9 protein-coding genes and 2 tRNA genes are annotated in these 12,108 nt (G+C 68.6%); 2 read left to right on the top strand and 9 right to left on the bottom strand.

Features of this window, described 5'->3' with window-relative positions; genetic code table 11:
* Positions 1-41: 41 nt before the first annotated feature.
* From D5041_RS18625 to D5041_RS18615, 3 genes are read right to left on the bottom strand one after another with little or no spacing between them, the layout of a single operon-like run.
* Positions 42-353 (bottom strand): urease subunit beta, encoded by a 312-nt coding sequence (locus tag D5041_RS18625; protein WP_265258988.1) that lies wholly within the window; start codon positions 351-353, stop codon positions 42-44.
* Between the two features lie 22 nt (positions 354-375).
* A complete protein-coding gene (locus D5041_RS18620) occupies positions 376-990 on the bottom strand; it encodes a HupE/UreJ family protein (protein WP_265285449.1) in 615 nt (204 codons plus the stop codon).
* Between the two features lie 41 nt (positions 991-1,031).
* A complete protein-coding gene (locus D5041_RS18615; RefSeq protein ID WP_010103527.1) occupies positions 1,032-1,334 on the bottom strand; it encodes an urease subunit gamma in 303 nt (100 codons plus the stop codon).
* 150 nt (positions 1,335-1,484) lie between these two features.
* Between D5041_RS18615 and D5041_RS18610 the strand changes: the two genes are divergently transcribed.
* Both D5041_RS18610 and D5041_RS18605 read left to right on the top strand, forming a co-directional pair.
* The gene (locus tag D5041_RS18610) at positions 1,485-5,150 is read left to right on the top strand and encodes a hybrid sensor histidine kinase/response regulator (RefSeq protein ID WP_265285448.1); all 3,666 of its coding nucleotides are present in this window, start codon (positions 1,485-1,487) and stop codon (positions 5,148-5,150) included.
* A complete protein-coding gene (locus D5041_RS18605; protein ID WP_265285447.1) occupies positions 5,147-6,196 on the top strand; it encodes a response regulator in 1,050 nt (349 codons plus the stop codon). The genes D5041_RS18610 and D5041_RS18605 overlap by 4 nt, the downstream gene beginning before the upstream one ends.
* A gap of 60 nt (positions 6,197-6,256) precedes the next feature.
* Here D5041_RS18605 and D5041_RS18600 read toward each other — a convergent pair whose 3' ends face one another.
* The 6 genes from D5041_RS18600 to D5041_RS18575 all read right to left on the bottom strand — a co-directional run bounded on the left by D5041_RS18600 (position 6,257) and on the right by D5041_RS18575 (position 12,087).
* Complete coding sequence (locus tag D5041_RS18600) at positions 6,257-7,990, bottom strand: cation:proton antiporter domain-containing protein (protein ID WP_010104981.1); 1,734 nt, start codon at positions 7,988-7,990, stop codon at positions 6,257-6,259.
* Positions 7,991-8,194: 204 nt separating this feature from the next.
* Positions 8,195-8,270 (bottom strand) — tRNA-His (locus D5041_RS18595).
* 53 nt (positions 8,271-8,323) lie between these two features.
* Positions 8,324-10,249 (bottom strand): SurA N-terminal domain-containing protein, encoded by a 1,926-nt coding sequence (locus D5041_RS18590; protein WP_265282998.1) that lies wholly within the window; start codon positions 10,247-10,249, stop codon positions 8,324-8,326.
* Between the two features lie 64 nt (positions 10,250-10,313).
* Positions 10,314-10,389: transfer RNA gene (locus tag D5041_RS18585), tRNA-Val, on the bottom strand.
* 17 nt (positions 10,390-10,406) lie between these two features.
* Complete coding sequence (locus tag D5041_RS18580) at positions 10,407-10,814, bottom strand: HU family DNA-binding protein (protein ID WP_456119849.1); 408 nt, start codon at positions 10,812-10,814, stop codon at positions 10,407-10,409.
* Positions 10,815-10,989: 175 nt separating this feature from the next.
* Positions 10,990-12,087 carry a tartrate dehydrogenase gene (locus D5041_RS18575; protein WP_265258984.1) on the bottom strand — a complete coding sequence of 366 codons (1,098 nt, stop codon included), beginning with the start codon at positions 12,085-12,087 and terminating at the stop codon, positions 10,990-10,992.
* Positions 12,088-12,108 lie beyond the last annotated feature (21 nt).

The raw sequence follows: 12,108 nt of genomic DNA, 5'->3' as shown, positions 1-12,108 counted from the left end.
TGTTGTGCTTTGTGGAAACGGTTATGGGTGGTTGGTGGATTTCACAGCGCGCCCTGGATCAGGCCCCGAAAGCCGAACACCCTGCGCTCGCCCGCGTAGTCCACCAGTTCCACCGTGCGTTCCTGGCCGGGTTCAAAGCGCACGGCGGTGCCGGACGCGATGTTCAGCCGCATGCCGCGCGCGGCGCTGCGGTCGAAGCCCAGCGCGGCGTTGGTTTCGGCAAAGTGGTAGTGCGAGCCGACCTGTATCGGGCGCTCGCCCTGGTTGCGCACCACCAGGGTCAGGGTGCGGCGGCCGGTGTTCAGCGGGTGCGCGCCTGCGTCGGCGTCGATAAGGAGTTCGCCGGGGATCATGGCGGTCTTTTTTGTGAACCGATCAAGCCAGTTGCAGCAGCTGCGCAGCGCCCAGGGCCGCGACGCCGGCGCCCGCAGCGCCCGCGAGCCATGCGCCGCGCCGGCGCAGCGTCCAGCCCGCGGCCAGGCCCGCGCAGTGCAGCAACGCCGTGGCGGCGAGCATTCCGGCCAGGGTCTGCCAGGCGCTGCCGCCGCCGGCGAGTTCGTGGCCGTGCGCGAGGCCGTGGAACAGGGCAAAAACGCCAACGCCCAGCGCCGCGGCCGGGCCGGGCATCCGCAGGCGCGACGCGAGCAGCAATCCGCCGAGCAGCAGCGAGGTGGCGATCATCGGTTCCACCGCCGCCGTGGCCGCGCCGCGCAGGCCCAGGACGGCGCCGGCGAGCAGCAGCGCGGCAAAGCCTGCGGGGGCCCAGAGCAGCTGCGCTCCGGCGCGGCGCGCGGACAGCGCGCTCCACAGGCCCACGGCGAGCATCGCGGCCAGATGGTCCGGGCCGCTGAGCGGGTGCATGAAGCCGTCGAAAAAGCTGCCGTACACCGGCATCGGGTGGCCGCCGTGCGCGCACGCGTTGCTGCCCATGGCGCCGAGCGCCAGGAAGGCCATGGCGCTTGCGGGCCGGGGTATGCGCGGGAAATGCATGCGGTTTGTCTCCACGGGAAAAGGGTCGAAGGGGAGGGGGCTCAGACGATGGGCTGGTGCACCGTGACCAGCTTGGTTCCGTCGGGGAAGGTGGCCTCGACCTGGATGTCGGGAATCATCTCGGCGATGCCGTCCATCACGTCGGCGCGCGTGAGCACGCTGCGGCCCGCGCTCATGAGCTGCGCAACGGTCTGGCCGTCGCGCGCGCCCTCGAGCACGGCGGCGCTGATCAGCGCCACGGCTTCGGGGTGGTTGAGCTTCAGGCCCCGGGCCTTGCGGCGCTCGGCCACCAGGGCCGCAGTAAAGAGCAGCAGTTTGTCTTTTTCTCGCGCAGTCAGTTCCATGGTGGGCCGGTGTGAGCGTCAATGAGGGGGTGCAATGGCTGCAGTCAGCAAGCCCCGTGCCCGGTCATGCTTGGGAATCGGGTGCACGCCCTGCGCAATGGCATGAAACCTGCACTTACAATTAGCAAAGTTTGCTGCCCACTCTTACCCATGCCCTTACCCCTTGCTTCCAGTGCCGCCCCGGCGGACTTTGCCGACGCGGCGACCGCGCCGCAGCCCGGTGCGCCGGCGCCGCAGCAGGTGGTCAAGGTCCGGCGCGACTACAACACCTGGGTGGCCACCGAGACCATGGAGGATTACGCGCTGCGCTATACACCGCAGCGTTTTCGCCGCTGGTCCGAATGGCGCGTGGCGAACACCGCGTTCGGCGCGGCCTCGTTTCTGATCCTCGAGGCCGTGGGCGCAACGCTGCTATTGCAGTACGGTTTCATGAATGCCTTCTGGGCCATCGTCGCCACGGGGGTGATCATTTTTTTCGCGGGGCTGCCAATCAGCTGGTACGCGGCGCGCTACGGGGTGGACATGGACCTGCTCACGCGCGGCGCGGGCTTTGGCTATATCGGCTCCACGGTGACCTCGCTGATCTACGCCTCGTTCACCTTCATCTTCTTTGCGCTGGAGGCCGCGGTCATGGCCTACGCACTGGAACTGGCGCTCGGCATTCCGCCCACCTGGGGCTACCTGGTCTGCGCCGTGGTCGTGATTCCGTTGGTCACGTACGGGGTTTCGGCGATCAGCCGCTTGCAGGTCTGGACGCAGCCGCTGTGGCTGCTGCTGCTGGTGCTGCCGTTTGCCTGCGTGCTGCTGCGCGATCCCGGTGCGTTTTCCGGGATATCGCACTACGGTGGTGAATCCGGGCGCGGCGCGGGATTCGATCTGCCCATGTTTGGTGCGGCGCTCACCGTGGGCATTGCGCTGATTACCCAAATGGGGGAGCAGGCCGATTACCTGCGCTTCATGCCCGTGGCCAGGCCGGGTGCGCGTGCGCGCTGGTGGTTCGGGGTGCTCGCGGGCGGGCCGGGCTGGGTGCTGCCGGGCGTGCTCAAGATGCTCGGCGGCGCATTCCTGGCCTGGTTGGCGCTGAGTCATGGGCTGTCCGCTGAGCGGGCGCTGGACCCGAACCAGATGTACCTGCTGGCCTATGGCTACCTGTTTCCGCAGCACGGCTGGGCCGTGGCGGCGACGGCGCTGTTCGTGGTGCTCTCGCAGATGAAGATCAACGTGACGAATGCGTATGCGGGCTCGCTCGCCTGGTCGAACTTCTTCTCGCGCCTCACGCACAGCCACCCGGGGCGCGTGGTGTGGATGGTGTTCAACACCTTGATCGCCTGCCTGCTGATGGAGATGAACGTGTTCCGCGCCATGGGCGAGGTGCTGGGCCTGTACTCCAACATCGCCATCGCCTGGATCATGGCGGTGGTCGCGGACCTGGTCGTGAACAAGCCGCTGGGCCTGTCGCCCAAGGGCATAGAGTTCAAGCGCGCGCACCTGTACGACGTCAACCCCGTGGGCGTGGGCGCGATGGCGCTCGCGTCCGGCCTGTCGATCGGCGCGCATCTGGGGCTGTTCGGCGCGCTGGCGCAGTCCTTCTCGGCGCTCATCGCCATGGCCGTGGCCTTCGTCAGCGCGCCGCTGATCGCCTGGGTCACCCGCGGGCGCTACTACATTGCACGCCAGCCCGAAGCGGTGGCCGCTGATCCCCGGGGCGCGCCGGGCGCCGCGGCGGCGTTGCAGCGCTGCGTGGTCTGCGAGCGCGCGTACGAGGCGCCCGACATGGCCCGCTGCCCGGCGTACGGGGGCGCGATCTGCTCGCTGTGCTGCACGCTCGACGCGCGCTGCGGCGACCTGTGCAAGCCCCACGCGCGCCTGGCCGTGCAATGGTCCGCGGCGCTGCGCTGGCTGCTGCCGCGCGCCGTCTGGCGCTACCTGGACACGGGCCTGGGGCATTTTCTGCTGCTCATGCTGGTGATCGCGCCGCTGCTGGCCGCGGTGCTCGGGCTGCTGTACCACCAGGAGCTCGCCAGCATCGCCCGCTCCGGCGCCGAGCCGCTGGCCGCGGTGGTGCTGCGTTCCGGGCTGCTCAAGGCCTATCTGGCGCTGCTCGTGATCGCGGGAATCGTCGCCTGGTGGCTGGTGCTTGCGCACAAGAGCCGCCAGGTGGCGCAGGAGGAGTCGAACCGCCAGACGGGCCTGCTCGTGCGCGAGATCGAACTGCACCGCCAGACCGACGCGGCCCTGCAGACCGCGCGCCAGGTCGCCGAGCAGGCGCGCCGGGTGGCGGAGGCGGCGCAGCACGCCGCCGACCAGGCGAACCAGGCCAAGAGCCGCTACATCAGCGCCATCAGCCACGAGATCCGCACGCCGCTGAACAGCATCCTGGGCTACGCGCAGCTCATGGACGAAGACGCTGGCGTGCCGCCGCACCGCAGGCAGGCGGTGCGGGTGATCCGGCGCGGGGGCGAACACCTGCTGTCGCTCGTCGAGGGCACGCTGGACATCGCGCGCATCGAGTCCGGAAAGCTCCGGCTCGACGTGGCGCCCATGCGTTTTGCCGACGGCCTGCACGAGATCGCCAGCCTGTTCGAATTGCAGGCTGCCACCAAGGGGCTGGCCTTTTCCTTCGAGCCGCAGGGCGTGCTGCCGCAGGTGGTGCGCGCCGACGAAAAGCGCCTGCGCCAGATCCTCATCAACCTGCTGGGCAACGCCGTCAAGTTCAGCGTGCATGGCACGGTCACGCTGCGCGTGCGCCATGCGCGCGAGATCGCGCGCATCGACGTGCAGGACACCGGGCCGGGCCTTGACGCGGGCGAAATCGAGCGCATTTTCGAGCCCTTTGCCCGTGGCGGATCGGGTGGCAGCACGACGAGCGGTGCACCCGGCGCCGGGCTGGGCCTGACGATTGCCAAGATGCTCACGGTGCTCATGGGCGGTGAACTCAGCGTGAGCAGCCAGCCCGGCGTGGGATCGGTGTTCCAGGTCAAGCTCTTCCTGCCCGAGGTGCACGCCGACGCGTCCGGCAAGGCCGCGCCGGCGGCAGCGGCCCCGCGCGTGCGCAGGGGCTACGTCGGCGCGCGGCGCCGCATCCTGCTCGTCGACAACGAAGAGCAGGACCGCGAACTGCTCGTGCAATTGCTCGCTTCCCTGGGCTTTGAACTGCGCCAGGCCGCCAGCGGCCACGCCGCGCTGGACCTGCTGGCCAGCGGCTACCGGCCGCACGCGATCCTCATGGACCTGGCCATGCCGGGGATCGACGGCTGGGAGACGATCCGCCGCATCCGCGCGCTGGGGGACGACCGCCGGTGCGCGCGCGTTGACGCGCACATCGCCATCGTTTCGGCCAACGCCTTCGACAAGGCCCTGGACAACGACGTGGGAATCGACCCCGAGGACTTCATCGTCAAGCCCGTGCGCCACAGCGAACTGCTCGACTGGCTCGAGCGCCGCCTGGATCTGCAATGGCAGCAGGACGCAGCGCCGTCCGTGCTCCCCGCGCCGGTCCCGACCCCGGTCACCAGCGCCGCGCCGCCCGGGCTCCTCCCCGTGCCGGCCACGACCCCGACGATGACCCCGACGACCACGACCACGACCACGACCACGAGCCCAGCGCCGCAGCCCTTCACGTACCCCGACGCGGCCGCGCTGGCCGCGCTGGCGCGGGTGCTGGAACTGGGCCATTACCGCGGAATCATCGACCGGCTGGACGCGATCGGGCGCGACCAGCCCGCGCACGGCGCCTTCGTGCGGCGCATGCGGCAGTTGGCCCAGGAGTTCCAGTTCGACGCCATGGAGCGGATTCTTGGGCAGGCGCCAGAATGATCTGCGACGCAGCTGTCCTCCTTGCGCCGCCGGCGGCGCTGTCGGCGCCGGCCCCCGCCGTGCCCGGGGGCAGCGACGTGGTCCTGGTCGTAGACGACGTTCCCGACAACCTGGCCATGCTGCACGACGCGCTCGACGAATCGGGCTACACCGTGCTGCTCGCCACGCGCGGCGAAGCCGCGCTGCAGCGTGCGGCGCAGGCCCTGCCCGACATCATCCTGCTCGACGCCCTGATGCCCGGAATGGACGGCTTTGAAGTCGCGCGGCGCCTGAAGGCCGCGCCCGCCACGGCGCACATCCCGATCATCTTCATGACCGGGCTGACCGAAACCGAGCACCTGGTGGCCGCGCTCGAGGCCGGGGGAATCGACTACGTGACCAAGCCCATCAAGCCGCGCGAGGTGCTGGCCCGCATGGGCGTGCACCTGGGCGCCGCCCGCCGGGCCCGGCAGGACGCGAGCCAGGCGCACCAGGCGCGCAATGCGCTCGACGCCTTCGGCTGCGCGAGCATCACGCTGCGCGCCGGCGACGGCCGCATCCTGTGGCAGACCCCGTTGGCGCGCGAACTGCTGCAGGGCTGGTTCGGCGCCACCGGCCCCTGGGCGCCCGAGTCGGTGCGCGACTGGCTGCGCCGCCACGTGCTGGCCGAAAATTCCGCTGGATCGCCGGCGCCCGCGCGCACCGAGCCCGCGCAGCTGAACGTCGAACAGGGCGCGCGCCGCCTCACGTTCCGGCTGCACCAGCAGGCGGGCGACAGCGCGGGCGGGGGCGATTGGCTGATCGTCATGCGCGAGTCCTCGGACGCGCAGATCATCGGCTCCATGGGCCTTGCGTTCGGGCTCACCGCGCGCGAGGCCGAGGTGCTCTACTGGGTCGTCAAGGGCAAGATCAACCGCGACATCGGCGCCATCCTGGGCGCGAGCCCCGCGACGGTGAAGAAGCACCTGGAGCGCGTGTTCGCCAAGCTCGGTGTGGAAACGCGCACCGCCGCAGCGGCCATGGCGCTGAACCGGGTGCGTTTGCTGCACCCCCAGTTCGGGGGCTGAGATACTGCCCAGCAGGCCCCGTGGGCGCGCCCACGGTATCGCGCACGCAGCACCTTGGCTTCAGGCCCGGCCAGGCACGGGGTGGGGGCTGCCCCCCGGGCGTGCCTGCGTCCGGTCGAGCACGTGGCGTGTCATGGACTGGGCCAGGGCTTCGTCGGCGAGGAATACCTCGGTCCGGTCGCATTCCTGCGCGAGTCTGTGCGCCTCGTCCTCGTTGTGGCTGCGCACCACGGTCTCGATGGTCGGGTTCAGCGCGCGCGCCGTGGCGATGATCTGGCGCACGTTCATGGTGTCGGGGGTGGCAATCACCAGCAGGTAGGCCTGGGCGATATGCGCCTGGATCAGCACCGCGGGATCCTCCGCGTCGCCAAACACCGCAGCAATGCCCTCGGCGCGCAGCGACTCCACCCGCTTGCGGTTCTGCTCGGCGACCACGAACGCAATGCCATGCGCAGTCAGCGCGCTCGCCACGCGGCGCCCGAGCCGGCCATGGCCCACGAGAACCACCTGCCGGGCAAGCAGTTGCGAATTCGTCCCCATCGGCAATTCCGCGAGCGGGTCGTTGCGCTGCTCCAGACGCCGCGCCAGCACGCAGTGCGTGCGCAGCCATTCTTCCAGCGGTGCAATGGCGTGGAAGAGCAGCGGGTTCAGCGCCATCGAGATGAGCGCCCCGGCGAGCACCAGGCTCGCGCCCTCGGGCGGCAGCAGCCCCAGGGACGAGCCCAGCGACACCAGGATGAAAGAGAACTCGCCAATCTGCGCCAGACTCGCAGACACCGTGAGCGCCGTGTTCAGCCGGTAGCGCAGGGCCAGCACCAGCGCGGCGGCGGCCAGGGTCTTGCCGAGCATGATGATCGCCAGCACCGCGAGCACTTGCAGGGGTCGCTCCCACAGAACGGCCGGGTTGAAGAGCATGCCGACGGAGACGAAGAACAGCACGGCAAACGCATCGCGCAGCGGCAGCGATTGCTGCGCCGCGCGGTGGCTGAACTCCGACTCGCGCATCACCATGCCGGCGAAGAAGGCGCCGAGCGCGAACGACACGCCAAACAAGGCCGCCGACCCGAAGGCAATGCCCACGGCCGCCGCCACCACGCACAGGGTGAACAGCTCGCGCGAACCGGTGCGCGCCACCTGCCATAGCATCCAGGGGAACAGGCGCCGCCCGACCAGAAGCATCAGCGCCACGAAGCCGCCGACCTGCAGCAGCGTCCACCCCAGGGTCTGCCAAAGCTGCGCGGCATTCAGCGGCGCGTCCGATCCCCCCTTGAGCCACTCGGCCAGCGGCGGCAGCAGCACCAGGACCAGCACCATGGCGAGGTCTTCCACGACCAGCCAGCCCACGGCGACCCGGCCGGTGTAGCTGTTGAGGATTCCCCGGGCCTCGAGGGCCCGCAGCAGCACCACCGTGCTCGCCACCGAGAGTGCCAGGCCAAACACCAGGGCCGCGCCAAGCCCCCAGCCCCACCAGGTGGCCAGCGCCATTCCCAGCGCCGTCGCGACCATCATCTGCACCACGGCGCCGGGCAGCGCAATCTTGCGCACGGCGAGCAAATCGCCAAAGGAAAAATGCAGGCCCACGCCGAACATCAGCAGCATCACGCCAATCTCGGCGAGCTGGCTGGCCATGGCGGCGTCGGCGACGAAACCCGGGGTAAACGGACCGATGAGCACACCGGCGACCAGATACCCTACCAGCGCGGGCAGACGCAGGCGTGCAGCGACGAACCCCAGCACCAAAGCCAGCCCGAGTGCAGCGGCGATGGTGTGGATGAGGGGGACACTGTGCGGCATGGGGAGATTCGCTTCAGGGCGGTGGTGGGCGCGTGTGCATGGGACCTCGTTATGGCAAGCACACCCCGCAGCCCAGAGCGGGACATGCACCGTGCGGCGGCTGCAATCCGCATGGCAAGTCTGGCTTGCCAGGGAAGTGGCGCCGACCTGAAGAACCGAAACCGGCGCTGCAACAGCATGTGCGCTGCAGCGCCGGTGCGCGTTTGGGGTGGCTGATGGGGCTCGAACCCACGACAACAGGAATCACAATCCTGGACTCTACCAACTGAGCTACAGCCACCGTAGCCTTGGATTATAGCCAGGGCTTTTTGCCCCGAAGCCGGGGCGCGGCGCTCAATTCTCCGCAGCGCCTGCCAGGTCGATGGCCTGCGGGCGGGCGACCTGAATTTGGACCTTGAAGCGTTGCTTGAGCAGCGCGTAGTAGGCCTGCTCCTCGGCCGCCGTCAGCCACTGCTGGTACTTTTGCTGCTCTTGCTGCGCGCGCTGCGCGTCGGGGGCCTTGCGCGCAACGACGCGGTTCACCTTGACCACGGCGTAGCCCTCGGCCCCGAGATCGACGCCCACCCATGCCGGCAGCGCATCCACCGGCGCACGCAGGGCGGCGTCGATCACGGGGCGCGGCAGGTTCTGGCTCTGCTCGCGCGACACCAGGGCGGCGGCGGTCAGGCCCGTCGCCGTTGCGGGGGCCTCCTTCCAGGCCGCCAGCTTGGTCTGGCCCGACTGGCGCGCCAGTTCGACGGACTTTTCCGCCCGGTAGAGGCTGCGCACGTGGGCACGCACTTCTTCGAATGGCGGGGTCGCCGCGGGGGTGTACTGGGTGACGCGGCCGGCTGCCAGCTGGTTCGGGCCGGTTTCCACGGCCTGGGTGTTGCGCTTGTTTTGCAGTGCGTCCGGGGCGAACAGGGCTTGCAGGAACTGGGCGTTGGCCAGCGGGCCCTGGGCACCGGGCGCGGGGCTGCGGGTCACGCCCGCGGCCGTTTGCAGCGGGAGCTGGAACTTCTCGGCCACGGCCTGCAAGCTGTCGGCCTGCTCGTACACGGCGTTGCTGAACGCTTCGGCGAGCTCGGCAAACTTGCGCTGCGCCTGCTGCTGCCGCAGTTCCTCTTCCAGGGAGGGGCGCAGTTCCTCGAAGCTGGGCGGCGCCTTGACATCGGTCAGCACGATGATGTGGTATCCGAAGTCGGTTTCCACCAGGTCGCTGATCTCGCCTTTCTTGAGCGCGAAGACGGCGTCTTCGAACGGCTTGACCATGGCGCCCCGGGAAAAGAAGTTCAGATCGCCGCCGGCCTCGGCCGAGCCCTTGTCGTCCGACGCACTCTTGGCCACTTCGGCAAAGCCCGCAGGGTTTTTGCGCACTTGGGCGAGCAGTTGCGCGGCCCGCTCCTTGGCCCTCTCGCGCTCCGCAGCCGGGGCGTCCCGGGGCGCGTTGACGAGGATATGGCTGGCGCGGCGCTCCTGCTTGCCGGCCAGACGCGCCTGGTTCTCCTGGTAGTACGTGCGCAGGTCTTCTTCGCTCAGGTGGATTGCCGCGCGCAGGCTGCCCGGGTCCAGCAGCAGATACTCCACGCTCGCCTGCTCGGTGCGTTGCAACTGCGTGGTGTGCGCTTGGTAGTAGGCCTGCAGTTCGGCGTCCGTGGCGGCGACCTTGGCGGAAAAATCGGCCGCGTTGAAACGCGCGAGTTGAATCTCGCGCTGCCCGTACAGCGCGTCGAGCGCGAGCCGGGCCGACTCCTGCGTGCCGAAGGCGGTACGCCGCACCCCGTCCATGACCTGGTTGACGGAGAGGCTGCGGCGCATGTCGGCCTCGAAGCCTTCGGGTGTCAGGCCCAGGCCGGCGGTCAGGGCGCGGTAGGCATCCGCATCGAGCGTGCCGTCGGCGCGCCTGAGCCGCGCGATCTCCGGAATCTCCTGGAGGCTGCTGGCCAGGCGCGCGTCGTTCGTCACGAGGCGCATCGCGTGCGCGGCCGCCGTGAGCACGCGCTCGCGCACCAGGCGCTCCAGCGTGGCGTAACGCGCCTGGGGGGAGTCGAGCAGTTTCGGGTCAACCGTGGGCGCTTGCGCACGGATGCGGTCGCTCTGCGTGCGGTGCGCACTGTCCCAGTCGGTTTGGCGGATCTTGCTGCCATCGACGCGCGCCACCACCGGGCTCTTTTCGGAGAAGTAGTTGCTGTTCATGCCCACCAGCACGAACGAGGGAATGATCAGCAAGAACAACAAGACGATGACGATCTTGGAGTGCTTGCGGATGGCTTCAAACATGGTCGATCTTTCGCAAGAGGAAAAAGCAAAAGGCGAACTTGCGTTCGCCTTCGGTCGGTGGTGGTGGTGGGTCCTGACGGTCTCGAACCGCCGACCTACTCCGTGTAAAGGAGCCGCTCTACCAACTGAGCTAAGGACCCTGCCAGAGCCGCGGTGTTCAGTTCAGGGCGTCTTTCAGCGCCTTGCCGGGACGGAACTTCACCACTTTGGCGGCCTTGATTTTAATCGGTACCTTGGTGCGCGGATTGCGGCCCATGCGGGCTGCGCGTTTGGTCACGAGGAAGGAACCAAAACCGACAAGCGAAACGGTGCCGCCTTTCTTCAAAGTTTTCTTCACCGCTTCGATCGTGGATTCCAGAGCCCGCGCGGCGGCGGCCTTGGAGATGTCGGCGTTGGTAGCAATATGCTCGATCAATTCGGTTTTGTTCACAAAGAGCCTCTCGGAAAAGAGTTGATGGAATGTCTCGGGGGTTCTGGCCTTCACCGGTCCGACGGCCCATCCCGGCGCATGCGCGGCGGGGAGGTAGGACGGGGAAGTGACTGAGCCAAGCAGACGCTGCCGCATCGGATTAAAGCCATCGAGTTTCCGGGTGTCAATACGGCACGTCGTTTTGTGTCGGTGCGGCGGCGAATTTTAGCCACATTTCATTTCGAGCAGCGACGGGGCTTGCAGGGCGATTTCGCCCGAAACAGGCCGCAGGGGCTCGATTGCATGCCGGGTACCCAATCCCGCAAACGCTTCAGGCGGTGCCAAGCGCTTCGGCAATGGCCCTGCCCACATCCCGGGTACTGGATTTCCCTCCCATGTCGGGCGTGCGCGGGCCGCCGCCCTTCGGGTCGAGAACGGCCTCGATGGCGGCCAGCACGGCGTCGTGCGCTGCGCGGTAGCCAAGGAAGTCGAGCAGCATCGCGCCGCACCAGATCTGGCCGATCGGGTTCGCGATGCCCTTGCCCGCAATGTCCGGCGCCGAGCCGTGTACCGGCTCGAACAGCGAGGGCGCGGTGCGCTCCGGGTTCAGGTTGGCGCTGGGCGCGATGCCTATGGTTCCGGTGCAGGCCGGGCCCAGGTCGCTCAGGATGTCGCCGAACAGGTTGCTCGCGACGACCACGTCGAAGAAGTCGGGGCGCTGCACGAAATGCGCCGTGAGGATGTCGATGTGAAACTTGTCCTGCGTCACGTCGGGGTAGGACTTGGCCATCTCGGCCACGCGCTCGTCCCAGAAGGGCATGGTGATGGCGATGCCGTTGGACTTGGTGGCGCTGCTCAGGTGCTTCTTCGGGCGCGTGCGGGCCAGGTCGAAGGCGAACCTGAGCACCCGGTCAACGCCGTGGCGCGACATGACCGTCTCCTGCATCACGATCTCGCGCGCCGTGCCCGCGTACATGCGGCCGCCGACGCTCGAGTATTCGCCCTCGGTGTTTTCGCGCACGATGAGCATGTCGATCTCGCCCGGCAGGCGCGGGCTGCCGTCGCGCCGCACCACGGGCGCGGTCACACCGGGCATGAGGCGCGCGGGGCGCAGGTTCACGTACTGGTCGAACTCGCGCCGAAACAGCAGCAGCGAGCCCCACAGCGAGACATGGTCGGCGATTTTCTCGGGCCAGCCGACGGCGCCAAAGTAGATCGCCTCGTGGCCGCCGATCTGCTCCTTCCAGTCGTCGGGAAGCATCTGGCCGTGCTGCTCGCAATAGTCCCAGCTGGCGAAGTCGAATGCGTCGAATTGCAGGTCGATGCCGAACCGGCGCGCCGCCGCGTCGAGCACGCGCAGGCCCTCGGGCATGACTTCCTTGCCGATGCCGTCGCCGGCGATGACGGCAATGCGATGTTTTGTTGCCACGCATTGGCTCCTGAAAAATGG

Origin of the sequence: Verminephrobacter aporrectodeae subsp. tuberculatae, assembly GCF_026127385.1 — a bacterium.
Taxonomy (GTDB): domain Bacteria; phylum Pseudomonadota; class Gammaproteobacteria; order Burkholderiales; family Burkholderiaceae_C; genus Acidovorax; species Acidovorax aporrectodeae.
Note: the sequence above shows the minus strand (reverse complement) of the source record. Positions and strands in the feature narration are given on the sequence as shown.